This is a genomic window from Hydrogenophaga luteola (assembly GCF_042648585.1).
Taxonomy (GTDB): domain Bacteria; phylum Pseudomonadota; class Gammaproteobacteria; order Burkholderiales; family Burkholderiaceae_C; genus Hydrogenophaga; species Hydrogenophaga luteola.
Map to the genome: position 1 here is coordinate 31019 of NZ_JBHRXX010000004.1, position 14612 is coordinate 45630.

The 14612-nt window shown below is 70.7% G+C and carries 16 protein-coding genes; 13 read left to right on the top strand and 3 right to left on the bottom strand.

What is annotated here, in order from left to right; translation table 11 throughout:
• The first annotated feature begins 136 nt into the window (after positions 1-136).
• From purE to ACFOPI_RS09320, 4 genes are all read left to right on the top strand, one after another.
• The gene (purE, locus tag ACFOPI_RS09305) at positions 137-625 is read left to right on the top strand and encodes a 5-(carboxyamino)imidazole ribonucleotide mutase (protein WP_066259437.1); all 489 of its coding nucleotides are present in this window, start codon (positions 137-139) and stop codon (positions 623-625) included.
• Positions 626-629: 4 nt separating this feature from the next.
• Complete coding sequence (locus ACFOPI_RS09310; RefSeq protein ID WP_382173224.1) at positions 630-1865, top strand: 5-(carboxyamino)imidazole ribonucleotide synthase; 1236 nt, start codon at positions 630-632, stop codon at positions 1863-1865.
• Positions 1866-1876: 11 nt separating this feature from the next.
• Positions 1877-2881: an L-threonylcarbamoyladenylate synthase gene (locus ACFOPI_RS09315; protein ID WP_382173470.1), complete on the top strand. Its 1005-nt coding sequence runs from the start codon at positions 1877-1879 to the stop codon at positions 2879-2881.
• 108 nt (positions 2882-2989) lie between these two features.
• Positions 2990-3235 carry a hypothetical protein gene (locus tag ACFOPI_RS09320; protein WP_382173226.1) on the top strand — a complete coding sequence of 82 codons (246 nt, stop codon included), beginning with the start codon at positions 2990-2992 and terminating at the stop codon, positions 3233-3235.
• Positions 3236-3254: 19 nt separating this feature from the next.
• Here the strand turns inward: ACFOPI_RS09320 and dacB are convergent, their stop codons facing one another.
• The gene (dacB, locus tag ACFOPI_RS09325; protein WP_382173228.1) at positions 3255-4871 is read right to left on the bottom strand and encodes a D-alanyl-D-alanine carboxypeptidase/D-alanyl-D-alanine endopeptidase; all 1617 of its coding nucleotides are present in this window, start codon (positions 4869-4871) and stop codon (positions 3255-3257) included.
• 45 nt (positions 4872-4916) lie between these two features.
• Here dacB and tsaB point away from each other — a divergent pair, with 45 nt between their 5' ends.
• The 4 genes from tsaB to ACFOPI_RS09345 all read left to right on the top strand — a co-directional run bounded on the left by tsaB (position 4917) and on the right by ACFOPI_RS09345 (position 7962).
• Positions 4917-5669 carry a tRNA (adenosine(37)-N6)-threonylcarbamoyltransferase complex dimerization subunit type 1 TsaB gene (tsaB, locus tag ACFOPI_RS09330; protein ID WP_382173229.1) on the top strand — a complete coding sequence of 251 codons (753 nt, stop codon included), beginning with the start codon at positions 4917-4919 and terminating at the stop codon, positions 5667-5669.
• Entirely contained in the window at positions 5666-6235 is a 570-nt protein-coding gene (gene rimI / locus ACFOPI_RS09335; protein ID WP_382173230.1) for a ribosomal protein S18-alanine N-acetyltransferase, read from the top strand. The genes tsaB and rimI overlap by 4 nt, the downstream gene beginning before the upstream one ends.
• The gene (locus tag ACFOPI_RS09340) at positions 6232-7107 is read left to right on the top strand and encodes a uracil-DNA glycosylase (RefSeq protein WP_382173231.1); all 876 of its coding nucleotides are present in this window, start codon (positions 6232-6234) and stop codon (positions 7105-7107) included. Before rimI ends, ACFOPI_RS09340 begins: the two co-directional genes overlap by 4 nt.
• Positions 7108-7194: 87 nt before the next feature.
• Positions 7195-7962 (top strand): alpha/beta fold hydrolase, encoded by a 768-nt coding sequence (locus ACFOPI_RS09345; protein ID WP_382173233.1) that lies wholly within the window; start codon positions 7195-7197, stop codon positions 7960-7962.
• Position 7963: 1 nt separating this feature from the next.
• On the opposite strand, the gene ACFOPI_RS09350 is transcribed toward ACFOPI_RS09345, so the two are convergent.
• The gene (locus ACFOPI_RS09350) at positions 7964-8851 is read right to left on the bottom strand and encodes a DMT family transporter (protein WP_382173234.1); all 888 of its coding nucleotides are present in this window, start codon (positions 8849-8851) and stop codon (positions 7964-7966) included.
• A gap of 33 nt (positions 8852-8884) precedes the next feature.
• Positions 8885-9310, bottom strand: a complete 426-nt coding sequence (locus tag ACFOPI_RS09355; protein WP_382173236.1) for a hypothetical protein — start codon at positions 9308-9310, stop codon at positions 8885-8887.
• Between the two features lie 224 nt (positions 9311-9534).
• Here ACFOPI_RS09355 and ACFOPI_RS09360 point away from each other — a divergent pair, with 224 nt between their 5' ends.
• Genes ACFOPI_RS09360 through ACFOPI_RS09380 form a run of 5 tightly spaced genes read left to right on the top strand, consistent with a single transcriptional unit; the run spans position 9535 to position 14599 of the window.
• Positions 9535-10098, top strand: coding sequence for a DUF4956 domain-containing protein (locus ACFOPI_RS09360; RefSeq protein ID WP_382173238.1), 564 nt, complete (start codon positions 9535-9537; stop codon positions 10096-10098).
• Positions 10088-10912 (top strand): polyphosphate polymerase domain-containing protein, encoded by an 825-nt coding sequence (locus ACFOPI_RS09365; RefSeq protein WP_382173239.1) that lies wholly within the window; start codon positions 10088-10090, stop codon positions 10910-10912. The genes ACFOPI_RS09360 and ACFOPI_RS09365 overlap by 11 nt, the downstream gene beginning before the upstream one ends.
• The gene (locus ACFOPI_RS09370) at positions 10909-13107 is read left to right on the top strand and encodes a CotH kinase family protein (RefSeq protein WP_382173241.1); all 2199 of its coding nucleotides are present in this window, start codon (positions 10909-10911) and stop codon (positions 13105-13107) included. Before ACFOPI_RS09365 ends, ACFOPI_RS09370 begins: the two co-directional genes overlap by 4 nt.
• A 9-nt stretch (positions 13108-13116) precedes the next feature.
• Positions 13117-13956, top strand: coding sequence for an orotidine-5'-phosphate decarboxylase (gene pyrF / locus ACFOPI_RS09375; RefSeq protein WP_382173243.1), 840 nt, complete (start codon positions 13117-13119; stop codon positions 13954-13956).
• Positions 13957-13969: 13 nt separating this feature from the next.
• Entirely contained in the window at positions 13970-14599 is a 630-nt protein-coding gene (locus ACFOPI_RS09380; RefSeq protein WP_382173244.1) for a glutathione S-transferase family protein, read from the top strand.
• Positions 14600-14612 lie beyond the last annotated feature (13 nt).

Consider the following 14612-nt stretch of genomic DNA (forward strand, 5'->3'; position numbering starts at 1 on the left):
GGAGCGTTGGAAATGGGGGGCGGACGGGCGCGAAACGTAAAATCCGCACTTTACCGGAGCCGCCTGCCGGCGTCCTCCGGCCTTCCCCGAGTCTTCTTCCAACAGCGCCAGCCTGGCGCTTACGAGAGCCTTCCCCATGAGCACACCCCTGGTTGGCGTCGTCATGGGTTCCAGCAGCGACTGGGACACCATGCAGCACGCCGTGCAGATCCTCAAAGACTTCGGTGTCGCGCACGAGGCGCGCGTGGTCTCGGCCCACCGCATGCCCGACGACATGTTCGCCTACGCCGAAGCCGCCGCTGGCCGGGGTCTGAAGGCCATCATCGCCGGGGCCGGCGGCGCCGCCCACCTGCCGGGCATGATCGCCGCCAAGACGGTGGTGCCGGTGCTGGGTGTGCCCGTGATGTCCAAGGCGCTGTCGGGCGTCGACTCGCTGCACTCCATCGTGCAGATGCCCAAAGGCGTGCCGGTCGCAACCTTCGCCATCGGCCCCGCCGGTGCCGCCAACGCGGCGCTGTTCGCCGTGGCCCTCTTGGCCAATGAAGACCCGGCCCTGCGCCAGTGGTTGCTGGCCTTCCGGGCCGAGCAGACCGAAGCGGCGCGCAACATGACCTTGCCTGTCTGATCCCATGAGCCTCAAACCCCTCCTGCCCGGCGCCCTTTCCGACCGTGGCCAGCAGATGACCCTGGGCGTGATGGGCGGCGGCCAGCTGGGCCGCATGTTCGTGCAGGCCGCCCAGGCCATGGGCTACTTCACCGCGGTGCTGGACCCCGATCCGGCCAGCCCGGCCGGCCTGGTGGCGCATTTCCACATCGAGACCGCCTACGACGACGAGCAGGGTCTGGCCCAGCTCATGCAGCGCTGCGACGCCATCACCACCGAGTTCGAGAACGTGCCTGCGCCCGCGCTGATCACCCTGGGCGCGCACCGCCCGGTGGCACCGTCGGCCAATTGCGTGGCCGTGGCGCAGGACCGCATCCAGGAAAAAGCCCACTTCGTGCAGTGCGGCCCCATCAGCGGTGTGTATCCCGCGCCCTATGCGGCCATCGAGACGCCCGAGCTGCTGGCGGCCGTGCCGGCCGACCTGCTGCCCGGCATCCTCAAGACCGCGCGCCTGGGCTACGACGGCAAGGGCCAGATCCGCGTGAAGGACCGCGCCGAACTGGCGGCGGCCTGGGACCGGCTGGGCCAAGTGCCCTGCGTGCTCGAAAAGCTGATGCCGCTGCAGAGCGAGTGCTCGGTCATCGTGGCGCGCGGCGCCGACGGCCAGGTGGTCGCTTTCCCGGTGCAGAAGAACACCCACCACGACGGCATCCTGGCCATCACCGAGGTGTTTGAAGGCGCCGTGCCGGCCGAACTGGCGGCGCGCGCGCAGGCCTCTACGGTGGCGATTGCTAACCACCTGAACTACGTCGGCGTGCTCTGCGTCGAGTACTTCGTGGTGGACAACGGCCAGGGTGGTTCGGACCTGATCGTCAACGAGATGGCGCCGCGGCCACACAACAGCGGCCACTACACGCAGAACGCCTGCGACCTCTCGCAGTTCGAGGCGCAGGTGCGAGCGCTGGCCGGTCTGCCGCTGCCCAGGCCGCGCCAGCACAGCCCGGCCATCATGGTCAACCTGCTGGGTGACCTCTGGTTCAACGCCAATGGCGTGCGCAGCGCTGCCAGCGAACAGCCGGTGGCGCCGCCCTGGGCGCAGGTGCTGGCCCTGCCGGGCACCCACCTGCACCTGTACGGCAAGCTCAGCGCCCGCCCGGGCCGCAAGATGGGCCATCTGAACATCACCGGCGCAAGCGTGGCGCAGGTGCGCGAGACGGCTTCCAAAGTCCTCGCCCTGCTCGGCCTGCCCGCGCTGGACTGAATCCCGTGCCCCTGACCCTGAACGCCCGCGACCCCGCGGCCATCGAGCAGGCCGCGTTGCGCCTGGCCGCGGGCGGCCTGGTCGGCATGCCGACCGAAACCGTCTACGGCCTGGCGGCCGACGCCGGCAACGCCAGCGCGGTGAGCGGCATCTTCGCGGCCAAGGGCCGGCCCAGCGACCACCCGCTGATCGTGCACATCCCCCCGGCCGACGCCGGTGACTGGCGCGCGGCGGTGGCGCCGCTGGCGCACGGCGTGCCGGACTTCGCCGTGGCGCTGATGGCCGCCTTCTGGCCGGGGCCACTGACCCTGATCCTGCCGCGTCGGCCCGAGGTGGCCGCGGTGGCGGCCGGTGGCCAGGACTCGGTGGGCGTGCGCTGCCCGGCGCACCCGGTGGCGCAGGCGCTGCTGAAGGCAGCAGGTCGGCACGGCGTGATCGGCGTGGCCGCGCCCAGCGCGAACCGCTTCGGCCGCGTCAGCCCGACCACGGCCGCGCACGTGGCCGAGGAGTTTGCCGAACTGGGCGACGATCAGTTGCTCATCCTCGATGGCGGCGCCTGCCCGGTGGGCATCGAATCGACCATCGTGGACTGCTCGCGCGGGCACCCGGTGCTGCTGCGCCCTGGCATGCTCACGCCGACGCAGATCGAGGCCGCCTGCGGTCAGCCCCTGCGCGAGCGCGACGAGACCGCGCCCCGCGCCTCGGGCACGCTGGAATCGCACTACGCACCGCGCGCCAAGGTGCGGTTGATGTCGGGCGAGCAGATCCAGGCCGCGCTCGATGTGCTGGGCCCGGACGCGAAGCACATTGCCGTGTACACCCGCACCACGCAGCGGGCCGCCCGCGCCGTGGTGCAGCGCCGCATGCCGGCGGACGCCGCCGCCTGCGCGCAGGAATTGTTCGCGGTGCTGCGCGAGCTGGACGCCACCGGCGTGAAGCTGATCTGGGTCGAGACGCCGCCAGAAGGCAGCGAGTGGGACGGCGTGCGCGACCGGTTGCAGCGCGCCGCGGCCTGACGCGGGCGAATCGCTCCCTCAAGTTCGGCGGCGGCCGGCCGATAGCTCTTGCAGGATGCCCGTCAGGGCGTCTGTACCACCGTCTGCCGAACCACCTGCGAGCCCGCCGTGAACCGCAACCACTTCGCTTTCCAGAGCGTCAGCGACGACCGCCTGGCCATCAACGACGCCACGAGACACCAGTACTACAGCACCATGCAGGCTGAGACCTGCGACGACGACATGGTGCTGGCCGCGCTCAACCGCCGCAAGGCGCGCGCGCTGATCGCTCGCCGCGACCACCGCCGGCTGGGCATCGGGCTGGTGGTGTTGGCGGTGTGTGCCGTGCCTGCACTGGTCTGGGTGCTGGCCTGAGCACCCGCCAGAGGCCGCTTCAGTCGGGCAGGGCCGCGGTCCACTCGACCAGGTTGTCGAGCGCCGGGCGCGCCGCCATGGCGTTCGGGTGGTTGATGAATCCGACCACCACGTAACGCCCCCCGTTGCCGGCGTTCACATAGCCGGCGATGCCGGTCACGTCGCGCAGCGTGCCGGTCTTGAGCCAGGCGTTGCCATAGGCCAGGCTGCCGGGTTCGCGGCCGACGCGGGCCGCCGTGCCCTTGACCCCGGCCACCGACAGCGACTGGACAAAGGTTGCGCCCCGCGGATGGCGGGCCGCGTGCTGCAGCAGATCGCCCAGGGCCTCGGGCGTGATGCGTTCGATGCGCGAGAGGCCGGAGCCGTTTTCCATCACCGGCACGGTGTGGCGGATGCCGAAGGTCGTTCTCCACCAGCGCGCGACGATCTCGCGCGAGCGCTCCAGCCGACCCTGGCGCTCGGGCGTGAGCCGGCCGCGCGGCACGGTCATCGAATCCACCCGCGCCGGCGCCAGCTGTCCCAGCGTGAGGAACAGCTGCTGCGCCATCACGTTGTTGCTCCACTGGTTGACGTCGGCAATGATGTCCGACAGCGGCAGCGATTTCGCCTCGTGCAGCAGGCGGGCGCGGGCCGGGGTGGCGCCCATGACCACCTTGCCGGTGAGCGCGCCGCCGCTGTTGCGCCACAGCCCTTCGAGCGCGCGCGCCGCGTAGCTGGCCGGGTCCTGGTAGGCCACGGGCCACTCCTTGTCGCCGCAGCCCACTGGGTAGCGGCCGGTGAATCGGATCGCGTTGACATCGTCGAAACGGGCACCGATGGCGCCGCGCCAGTCGCCGCAGCCACCACCGCGCGCCAGCGGCAGCGTGGCGTCCACCGCCAGGCCGGCCATCGGCGGCTCGCTGACCACGCGCGCCACGCCGGCGGCCGGGTCGGGGAAGAACTTGAGCACCACCGACTTGAAGTTCACCAGCAGCGCGTCGGGCCCGGCGTTGTAGGGTCGCAGCGCCTCGCCGTCGAAGGCGCCGGGGTCGCGCGGCGGCAGGTCGAAGGCGCTGTTGTCCAGCACCATGTCGCCCAGCACGACCACCACCCCCAGGGTCTGCAGCGCCTGGAAGGCGCCCTGGATGCGTTCAAGCACCAGCTTGGGGTCGCCGCCGCCCTTGATGTAGAGATTGCCTCGCAGCGTGCCCTTGTCCACCACGCCGTCGGTGTAGAAACGGGTGGACCAGGTGAAATCGGGGCCGAGCAGGTCCATCGCGGCGTACGTGGTCACCAGCTTCATCACCGAGGCCGGGTTGACCGGCTGTTCGGTGTTGAAGCGCACCCGGGCGGCACCGGGGCCGCCCACCGGCAGCACCAGGGCCGACATCGCAGTGGCCGGCACCTGGGCGCGTTGCAGGGCAGCCAGCACCGACGGCGGCAGGCCAGTCTGCACGGGGGGCGGAAGCGCCGCGGCGCGCGGCGGCGCGGCGGGGGCGGTGTTGGGCGGTGTGCCGGGGGCCTGCAGACCGGTTTCGGGGGTGAGGCGCAGTTCGCCGGCCGACAGTTCCTGTTCCTGCGCCTGTGCAAGCGCACCGCCGCTGACCAGGGGCAGCAGCAGGACAGTCAGCAGGGCGGCGTACAGGGGGTGTCGCATGGAGTGCCGATTATGGGTCCGGGCCCCTCACGGATAATCCCCCGAATGCCCGTTTCCGACCTGCGTTTTCTGGCGATCGACTCCAGCACCGACACCCTGACGGTGGCCCTGGGCTCGGGCGCACCCGGCGAGACGCCGCTGGCGTTCAGCGGCCCGGGTGCGGCCCAGGCCTCGGCCACGCTGCTGCCGGCCGTGCAGTCGCTGCTGGCGCAGGCCGGCTGGTCGCTGGCCTCGCTGGACGCCATCGTGTTCGGGCGCGGCCCGGGCTCGTTCACCGGCCTGCGCACCGCCTGTTCGGTGGCGCAGGGCCTGGCCTATGGGGCCGGCGGACGGCCGGTGCTGCCGGTGGACACCCTGCTGGCGCTGGCCGAATCGGCCCGGCTGCAGCGGATCGCCGACGGGCTGGCGGTGCCGAACACCATCGCGGCCCTGCTGGACGCGCGCATGGACGAGATGTATGTGGCCCTGTACGCCTGCGGCCCCGCGGGCCTGCAGACCGAGCCGCTGCAGGCGCCGCGCCTGTGTGCCCCGCAGGACCTGGGCACCTGGCTACTCTCCAGCGCGCCGGATGGGGGGCGCGACTGCCTGCGGGCCGGCAACGTATTCGAGGTGTATTCCGACCGGCTGGACCCGTCGGAGGCCCCGCAACAGCCGGCGCTGCCCACAGCCCAGGCCCTGCTGTCGCTGGCGCCGGCGCTGATGGCGGCGGGCCACGCTGTGGACGCGCGCGACGCGCTGCCGCTGTACGTGCGCGACAAGGTCGCGCGCACCACGTTGGAGCGGGAGGGTCGGGCATGACCGCACTCGCTTCGCCCTGGCCAGCAGCGGCCGCCGACCCCCAGCGCGGGCGTCGGGTGGCCTTCGAGCCCATGACGGACGCCGACCTGGACGCCGTCTGCGAGGTCGAGAAGACGGCGTACGCCCATCCCTGGTCGCGGCGCCATTTCGCTGATTCGCTGGCCAGCGGCTACCCCGCGGTGATGCTGCTGGCCGAGCCCCTGCCGGGCGAGGTGCCGCACCCGCAGCGCGGCGACGGCCGGGTGCTGCTGGGTTACCTGGTGGCCATGCCCGGCGTGGACGAGGTGCACCTGCTCAACATCACGGTCGCGCCTGCGCAGCAGCGCCAGGGCTGGGCGCGCTTCATGCTGGACGCCCTGGTGCTGTGGTCGCGCGGCCAGGGCGCACAGTGGCTGTGGCTGGAGGTGCGCGCGGGCAACGAACCGGCGCGCACGCTCTACAACCGCTACGGCTTCCAGCAGGTCGGCTTGCGCCGCGGTTATTACCCTGCCGGCGGGCTGCAGCGCGAAGACGCGGTGGTGATGAGCCTGGACCTGGCGCTCCGCGGCCCGGGAGACGGTGCATGACCGACGCCCACGACGACGCCACCTCGTTCGTGCCGCATCTGGATGCGCGCCAGCGCGCCATGCTGGCCGAGATGGGCGTGCGGGTCTGGGCGCCGCGCGCCGAGACGGCCGCTGTGGACGTTGCGCCAGCCCCCGTGCCAGAGGTGTCCGCCCCGGTGGCGCCCCCGCCGGTCGAGACCCGTCCTACCGCAGCTCCTGCGCCAGCCGCTGCGCCGAGGGCTGCGCCGGCCACATCGGCCGTTGCACCCGTGGCCGTGCCGACACCATCCGCGACCGCCGAACGCCTGCGCCCCGCCGGCGTGGCGCAGATGGACTGGCCGGCGCTGCAGGCCGCCGTGGCCGCTTGTGAGGCATGCGGTCTGTGCAAGACCCGGCGCAACACGGTGTTCGGCGTCGGCGACACGCAGACCGACTGGATGATCGTCGGCGAAGCGCCGGGCGAAAACGAAGACCTGCAGGGCGAGCCCTTTGTGGGCGCGGCCGGGCAGTTGCTGGACAACATGCTGCGCGCGGTCGGCCGCAGCCGCAGCGGCGAGGGCACGAAGGGCGCCTACATCGCCAACGTGCTCAAGTGCCGCCCGCCCGCCAACCGCAACCCGCAGCCACAGGAGGTCGCGCAGTGCGAGCCCTACCTGGCGCGGCAGGTGGCGCTGGTGAAGCCCAAGATCATCGTCGCGATGGGGCGCTTTGCGGTGCAGTCGCTGTTGCGCACCGAGGAGCCCATTGGCCGCCTGCGCGGGCGGGTGCACCGCTACGAGGGCGTGCCGGTGATCGTCACCTACCACCCTGCCTACCTGCTGCGCACCCCGGCCGACAAGGCCAAGGCCTGGGAAGACCTCTGCCTGGCGATGGAGACGGCCGAGGGTCTCTGACGGTTCGGGGGCAGGGGTTCCCCCGGGTTGGCGGCTGGCGCCGGGCGCGCGATCCTGCGGCTCACCACCAACGACGGGAGACCCCCCATGACCCAGCTCTTCGACGCCCCCCTCATCGGCACCGGCCCGCGCAAGGTGCTGTGCCTGCACGGCTGGTTCGGCCACGCCCGCGGCTGGGGGCCGATGGTCCAGCACCTGGACAAGGAAGCCTTCACCTACGCCTTCCTCGACCAGCGCGGCTATGGCCACCGCAAGGACAGCGGCGGCCCCTACACCATGGCCCAGATCGCGCAGGACGCGCTCGCGCTGGCCGACTCGCTGGGCTGGGAGCGCTTTGCCCTGGTCGGCCACTCGATGGGCGGGCTGGCGATCCAGCAGGTGCTGGCCGACGCGCCGCAGCGGGTTCAGGCCCTGGTGGGTGTGACGCCGGTGCCGGCCGGTGGCGTGCCCTTCGACGACGCGGGCTGGACCTTCTTCTCTGCCGCGGCGAAAGACGTGGGCACGCGCCGCGCCATCATCGACCTGACCACCGGCAACCGGCTTTCGGGCGTCTGGCTCGACGGCATGGCCCGGCGCTCGCTGCAGCATTCCGACGAAACGGCGGTGGCCGACTACCTGGTCGCCTGGGCGAAAACCTCGGTGCTGGGCCGGGTGCAGGGCCAGACCCTGCCGGTGCTGGTGATCGCGGGCGAACACGACCCCGCGCTCGGCGCCGAGACCTGCAAGGCCACCTGGCTGCAGCACTACCCCAACGCGACGCTGGAGGTGATGGCCAACGCCGGCCACTACCCGATGGACGAGACGCCGATCGCGCTGGCGACGTCCATCGAGCGCTTCCTGATGAAGGTGATGTGAGTCAGGTGGCCGCGGTGGAGCGCTGCGGCCACAGCACCGAGGCGATCGAGAGCATCACCAGCGCCACGGCCGTCCAGTCCTGCCAGTGCAGCACCTCGCCCAGCCACCAGGCACCACTGAACACCCCCAGCACCGGGATGAACATCACCGACAGCGTGGACGCGATGGGCGGCAGCTCCCGAGCCAGAACCAGCCAGGCCACCTGTGCAAAGGCGAACACGCCGACCGCGTTGTAGGCGATGGCCGCCCACTGCGCGGGGTTCGGAGCCATCCACTGGCCACGTTCGAACAGCAGCGCCAGCGTTGACATCCACAGCGTGGTCGCCACCGTCATCCAGAAGCTGATCGCCAGCGTGGGGGCGGCGATGCGGGTGCGGCGCATTTGCTGCGTGCCGACGGCCCAGGTGGCCGCGGCCACCAGCATCATCGCCACGCCCAGCGGGCGGCCCGAGAGGGTGGTGATCTCGTGCCACAGCAGCAGCACCACGCCCAGCGCCGCGGCGGCCACGCCGGCCCAGGCGCGCGGCGCCAGCCGCTGGCCGAACCACAGCGCCCCCATCACAGCCGAGAACACCGGCATGGTGTAGCCCAGGATGGCGGCGCGCCCGCTGGAGAGCGACTGGATCGCCAGGATTGCCAGCGTGTGCCAGAAGAACATGTTGAACACCGTGAGCACGGCCAGCTCGCGCCAGTGTTCGCGGCCGATGGTGAAGGGCACGCGGCGCAGCCACAGGAAGCCGCCCAGCAGGGGCAGCCCCAGCCACATGCACAGGCTGCGGAAAGTCAGCGGCGGAAAGCCGGTGACGCCGAACTTCATGATCGGCCAGTTGATGCCCCAGACCAGCGTGAGCAGGACGAGCAGGATCAGTTGCTGGCGGGACAGGCGCATCCCGCCGATGTTATCGGCTGGCCTGCGGTGGCGTCAGTCGGTGATGGTGATCTCGACGTCGTCGCTGTCACCGGTGTTGCCGTCGGCGTCGACCGCGCGGGCGAAATAGGAGACGGAGTCCGTGGCCGTCGACGGGATCGTGGTGGTGAACTGGTAGGGTGTGGCGTTGACGGTGCCCAGGAGCGTGCTGGCGCTCGAGTCGACGCGGTAGAAGCGCACGGCGCTGATGCCCAGGTCGGAACTGGGCACAGCGATCAACGTGATCGTCTCGCCCGCAGACGCACTGGAATCGGTGGTCGCCAGCACCACGGTCGGTGCGTCGTCGGTGGTGCCGCCGCCGCAACCGGCCAGGGCGAGCGACAGCAACGTGGTCGCCACGCCAAGGCGCAGCAGGTGCCGCCGTGGTGCGGTGTTGGGGAGGGGGTGGATGACCTGGGAAGGGGGCGGTGTGATGTTCATGGCCGGATGGTAGGAAGCCAGGTTCCGGCATGGGTGGTGTCTTTGTTTCTGGCCTGTAAACCTCCGGACGCACGCGGGCAGGCCCCGTGCTGTTCGCGTCGCTGTCCGTCCCCCGGCGACGATTCTTAAAGGGATTTAATAAAATCGCCGGCTTTGCCCATATCCGACGCTCCCCCGGTCGGTCGGGATTGTTCTCCTCCAACCCCTCTCCCGCTGGCCGGCCCATGGAAATCGTCTGGTACCTGGAATTCATCGCGCGGTTCTCGCTCAACCTGGGCGCGGCCAGCGTGCTGATGTTCGGCCTCTATTACAGAAGGCACCACAACCGCGACACGGCGGTCTCCGCCCTGCTGCTCAACGTGTTCGTGTTCGCCGTGCTCACGGTGCTCGCCGACGTGCAGTTCTCGCTGGCGGCGGGTTTTGGCCTGTTCGCGATCCTGGCGCTGTTCACGCTGCGCTCCGAGCAGCTGTCCCGGGTGGACATCGCCTACTTCTTCGGCAGTGCCTCGATGGCGGTGCTGTTCGCCATCAACGCGATCGACCGCGGCCTGATGGTCATCATCATCCTGGCCATGCTGGCCTCGGTCTACGTGCTGGACCACCCGAAGCTCAGCCGCCCGCTGCGCAGCACGCGCATCAAGCTGGACATGGACCGCAGCTTCGACGTGGGCGACGAGGCCGCGGTGGTCGAGGCCGTGGGGCGCCAGACCGGCCTGAAGGCGCAGCGCGTGCAGCTGGTGCGGGTGTGCGGCATCACCGAGACCGTGGAGCTGCAGGTTGAGTACTGACCATCCGGGCGCCGTCCCCGCGTCCTGGCTGTCCGGGTTTGCAGGCATCGGCCTGACCGAACTGAATGGGCAGGCCGCTTTGCTCAAGCGGCTCGAACGCAAGTACGTGCTGGACCTGGCGCGGCTGCACGACCTGTTCGATGTGCTGCGCTTCAGCCACACGGTGCTCGAGATCGATGGCCTGCGCTCGCACGGCTACCAGAGCCGCTACTACGACACTCCCGACCTGCTGTGCTTCCGGGCCCACAACCAGGGTCGGGCCAACCGGTTCAAGCTGCGCACCCGGCGCTACGAAGACAGCGGCCTGGCCTTCTGCGAGCTCAAGGAAAAGACCCGGGTGGCGGCGACCGCCAAGTCGCGGGTGCCTCTGACTGGCCCGGACGATCTGGGCGCCGACTTCGGCGGCCTGCTCGGCCGCATCCGGCAGATCGCCGGCGCGGCGGCCGACCGTCCCTTCCTGCCGACGCTGGACGTGGGTTACCGGCGCATCACCCTGTTCGACGCGCGCGACCAGACCCGGGTCACCATCGACTCCGGCCTGTCGTTCAGCCATCCCACCGACCTCAGGGTCCACCAGACAACGGCCAGCGTGATCGTCGAGGTCAAGTCGGCGCGGCCGATGTCGCTGACCGACCGCCTGCTGCGCGATGCCGGCCTGCGGCCGCAGGCGCAGATGTCCAAGTACTGCATCGGCCTGCTGGCCTGCGGGCTCTGGACCGGCGCCAGCCGCTTTGGCGCCAACCACCGGCGGCTGGGCTGCCACCCTATGGCGGCTGCCGCCCTGTCGGTGGCACCGGCGGGGGTGCCGGCATGAGTTTTCTGAACGGTCTGGGCCAGGCCCTGCGCGGGCTGGTGCTGCTGCTGGCTTGTGCCTGCTGGCCGGCGCAGGCGGTCGACATCATCAGCCCGCCGCAGTTCTCTCACGAGGCGGGGTTCCATCCCTACACCTTCAAGCTCAAGCTCTACCACCCCGACGCCGGGGTCTCGATCTTCTACACGCTGGATGGCTCGACGCCCTACGTGCAGTTCCCCTACGAGCGCAGCTTCCAGTACAAGACCGCCTACCGCCGCTCGCCGCGCAGCAAGGACGGTGTGCTGGAAAAAGGGCGGCTGGTCACGCTGCCCTACCGCGGGCCGATCAAGCTCTCGCGCGTGATGACCGGCGCGGGCCGCTACGCCCGCATCCCCACCAGCTACGGCGACCAGCCGGTGGCGCATCTGCCGCCAGCGCCACCCGGCGCGGACCCCTACGGGCTGCAGCGGGTGTGGGACGAGTTCCTGGAGTATTCGCGTGACGGGATCGGCGCCTGGTCGGGTGCGGACCCGGCGCAGGCGCTGGTGCATCCCCGCGCTGGCGATGGCCAGGTGGACCGCGCCGTGGTGGTGCGGGCGGTGGCGGTCGGTCCGCGCGGCGAGCGCAGCCACGTCGTGACCCGCAGCTTCTTCTTCGGCAACCCGGCGCGTTTCGGCCTGCCGGTGGTCGCGCTCACGGCCGATCCCGAGGACCTGTTCGGCTACGAACAGGGCGTGCTGGTGGCCGGGCGGCGCTTCGACACCTGGCGCGACCGGCATCCGCACCACACCGCCACCGCGGGCACGGCCGACGCCAACTGGCGCGACGAAGGCGACAGCTCCGAGCGCGCCGTGCACGTCGAATACCTGGGCATGGACAACGGGCGGTTGCAGCCCCGGCCGGCCGCGCAGTCGGCGGGCCTGCGGGTGCACGGGGCCTTCAGCCGGGCGGCGACCAACAAGTCCATGCGCCTGCACGCGCGCAAGCGCTACGGCCAGGACGACATGGACGTGTTCGGCAACATGGACCGGCCGTTCCCGGCCAAGCAGCTCATCCTGCGCAACGCGGGCAACGACCGCACAGGGGCTCTGTTCCGGGACGCCGTGCTGCACCGGGTGTTAGACGGTCTGCACCTGGAGGTCTCGCGCAGCCGACCGGTGTCTGTGTTTGTGAACGGTGAGTACTGGGGGCTGTTCAACCTGCGCGAGCGCCTGGGCGACGACCACTTCGCCGGGTTGGCCGGGGTCAAGGATTCGGACATCGAGCTCAGCCGCAACTATGGCGTGACCGAGGAGCAGCCGGGCATGGCGCCCGAATGGCTGGACCTGATCGGGCGCATCGAAGCCGCCTCGGCAGCGGGCCGCCCGGTGGGGCCGGTGGCCGAGGCTGAGATGGACCTGGCCAGCTACATCGACCTGCACATCGCGCAGATCTACGTCGGCAACATCGACTGGCCTTTCAACAACATGCAGGCCTGGCGGGTGCGTCCGTCGGCCTCGGTGCCCCCGCGGGCCCAGGCACACCGCAAATGGCACTGGCCGGCCAACGACATGGACGCCTCCTTCCACGTGCCGGGTACCCTCAAGCTGAGCGACACGCTGTCGGACCAGGGGCCGCGCGGCCGGCCGGATCTGGCCTGGAGCACCAGGCTGTTCCGCGCGCTGATGAAGGACCCGGCGTTCCGGACGCGGTTCCTGCAGCGCTATGTGGACCTGCTGAACACCCGTTTCGCACCGGAGCGCGTGCACCGCTTCGTCGACCAGTACCGCGGGGAAATTGCTGCCGAAGTGCCGCATCACATCAACCGTTGGCGCGTGCCGGCCGACGTGGCGGCCTGGGAGCGGTCGGTCCGCCACGTCAAGGGGTTTGCCAGCCAGCGGGTGGATGCCCAGTTGGCGGAGTTCCAGTCGCTGTTCAGGCTGGAGGCGCCGGTTGCGATCCAGCTGGGGCCACTGGTGCCCGGCGCGGTGCTGCAGGTCAATGGCCTGCGCCACGAGGGCGATCCGTCGCAGCCGGTGACCCTGCGGTACTTCAAGGGCATGGCGCTGAAGATCGAGGTGCTTGAAGGCCCATGCCGGCGCGTGCAGGGCTGGCAGGGGCAGGGCACCCGTGCGGCGTCGCTGGACCTGGTCGTGGACCAGCCGCTGGTGCTGCGGCCCGTGCTGGGCCCGTCCTGCGAGCCTCCGAGCGCCGCCGCGCGCCAGCAGGGTTCGTAAAATTCGGGGATGACCTTCCTCGACATGCTGGGCGCGGCAGAGCGCCAGAATCAGTCCCTGCTCTGCGTCGGCCTCGACCCCGACCCCGCGAAATTCCCGGCCGGCCTGAAGGGCGACGCCTCGAAGATCTACGACTTCTGCGCCGCCATCGTCGAGGCCACGGCCGACGCAGTGATCGCCTTCAAGCCGCAGATCGCCTACTTCGCCGCGCACCGCGCCGAAGACCAGCTCGAGAAGCTCATGCGGCACATGAAGGCGGTGGCGCCGCAGGTGCCTGTGATCCTGGACGCCAAGCGCGGCGACATCGGCAGCACGGCCGAGCAGTACGCGATCGAGGCCTTCGAGCGCTACGGCGCCGATGCCGTGACCCTCTCGCCCTTCATGGGCTGGGACTCGGTGCAGCCTTACCTGAAATACGAAGGCAAGGGCGCCTTCCTGCTGTGCCGCACCTCCAACCCCGGCGGGGACGACCTGCAGAACCAGCGCCTGGCCTCGGTCGACGGCCAGCCACGCGTCTACGAACACATCGCGAAGCTCGCGCAAGGCCCGTGGAACCTCAACGGTCAGTTGGGCCTCGTGGTGGGTGCCACCTACCCGGCCGAAATCGAGCGGGTGCGCGAGCTGGCGCCGACCCTGCCGCTGCTGATTCCCGGTGTGGGCGCGCAGGGTGGCGACGCCGTGGCCACCATCCGCGCCGGTCACCGCGCGCAGGACGGGGCGACCACCGGCCCGGTGATCGTCAACAGCTCGCGCGCCGTGCTCTACGCCTCTGGCGGTGCCGATTTCGCGGCCGCCGCGCGCGCCGAGGCCCTTCGCACGCGCGAGGTGCTGAACGCGGCCAAGGCCTGAGCGGGTGCCGGCCATGAAGCTCTATGTGTCGCCCCGGGCCCCCAATCCGCGCCGGGTTCAGATGTTCCTGGCCGAAAAGGGCATCGACCTGGCGGCGGCCGGCATCGAGCTGGTGAACGTCGACCTCAACGCGCAGGAACACAAGAGCGCCGCCTTCCGGGCCAAGAGCCCGCTCGCGCGCATCCCCGCGCTGGAGTTCGACGACGGGCGCGTGCTGACCGAAACCCGGGCCATCTGCACCTGGGTCGAAGGGCAGCACCCCGAGCCCAACCTGATGGGCGTGGACGCCACCGAGAGGGCATTCATCGAGATGGCCGACCGGCGCATCGAGTGGTACTTCCTGCTGCCCATCGCCAACTGCGTGCGCCACACCCACCCCGGCTTGGCGCCGCTGGAGCAGCCGCAGTTTCCCGAGTTCGGACGCTCGCAGGGCGAGAAGCTGCGCGAGACGGCCGCCTGGCTGGACGCCGAGCTGCAGCACCAGCCCTGGATCGCGGGCGAGCGCTTCACCATCGCCGACATCACCGCGTTTTGCGCCATCGAATTCGCCAAGCTGATGCGCTTCAACGCCGGCGAGCAAGGGTTTCCCGCCTTGCAAACCTGGCGCGACCGGGTGGCGCAACGGCCTGCCGCGCGGGCCTGAAGCGAATGCCGGA

Bases quoted from the DNA above. Each gene is read 5' to 3' on its own strand.
- purE (WP_066259437.1), top strand. From the start codon at position 137: ATGAGCACACCCCTGGTTGGCGTCGTCATGGGTTCCAGCAGCGACTGG.
- ACFOPI_RS09310 (WP_382173224.1), top strand. From the start codon at position 630: ATGAGCCTCAAACCCCTCCTGCCCGGCGCCCTTTCCGACCGTGGCCAG.
- dacB (WP_382173228.1), bottom strand. From the start codon at position 4,871: ATGCGACACCCCCTGTACGCCGCCCTGCTGACTGTCCTGCTGCTGCCC.
- tsaB (WP_382173229.1), top strand. From the start codon at position 4,917: ATGCCCGTTTCCGACCTGCGTTTTCTGGCGATCGACTCCAGCACCGAC.
- rimI (WP_382173230.1), top strand. From the start codon at position 5,666: ATGACCGCACTCGCTTCGCCCTGGCCAGCAGCGGCCGCCGACCCCCAG.
- ACFOPI_RS09340 (WP_382173231.1), top strand. From the start codon at position 6,232: ATGACCGACGCCCACGACGACGCCACCTCGTTCGTGCCGCATCTGGAT.
- ACFOPI_RS09345 (WP_382173233.1), top strand. From the start codon at position 7,195: ATGACCCAGCTCTTCGACGCCCCCCTCATCGGCACCGGCCCGCGCAAG.
- ACFOPI_RS09350 (WP_382173234.1), bottom strand. From the start codon at position 8,851: ATGCGCCTGTCCCGCCAGCAACTGATCCTGCTCGTCCTGCTCACGCTG.
- ACFOPI_RS09355 (WP_382173236.1), bottom strand. From the start codon at position 9,310: ATGAACATCACACCGCCCCCTTCCCAGGTCATCCACCCCCTCCCCAAC.
- ACFOPI_RS09360 (WP_382173238.1), top strand. From the start codon at position 9,535: ATGGAAATCGTCTGGTACCTGGAATTCATCGCGCGGTTCTCGCTCAAC.
- ACFOPI_RS09370 (WP_382173241.1), top strand. From the start codon at position 10,909: ATGAGTTTTCTGAACGGTCTGGGCCAGGCCCTGCGCGGGCTGGTGCTG.
- pyrF (WP_382173243.1), top strand. From the start codon at position 13,117: ATGACCTTCCTCGACATGCTGGGCGCGGCAGAGCGCCAGAATCAGTCC.
- ACFOPI_RS09380 (WP_382173244.1), top strand. From the start codon at position 13,970: ATGAAGCTCTATGTGTCGCCCCGGGCCCCCAATCCGCGCCGGGTTCAG.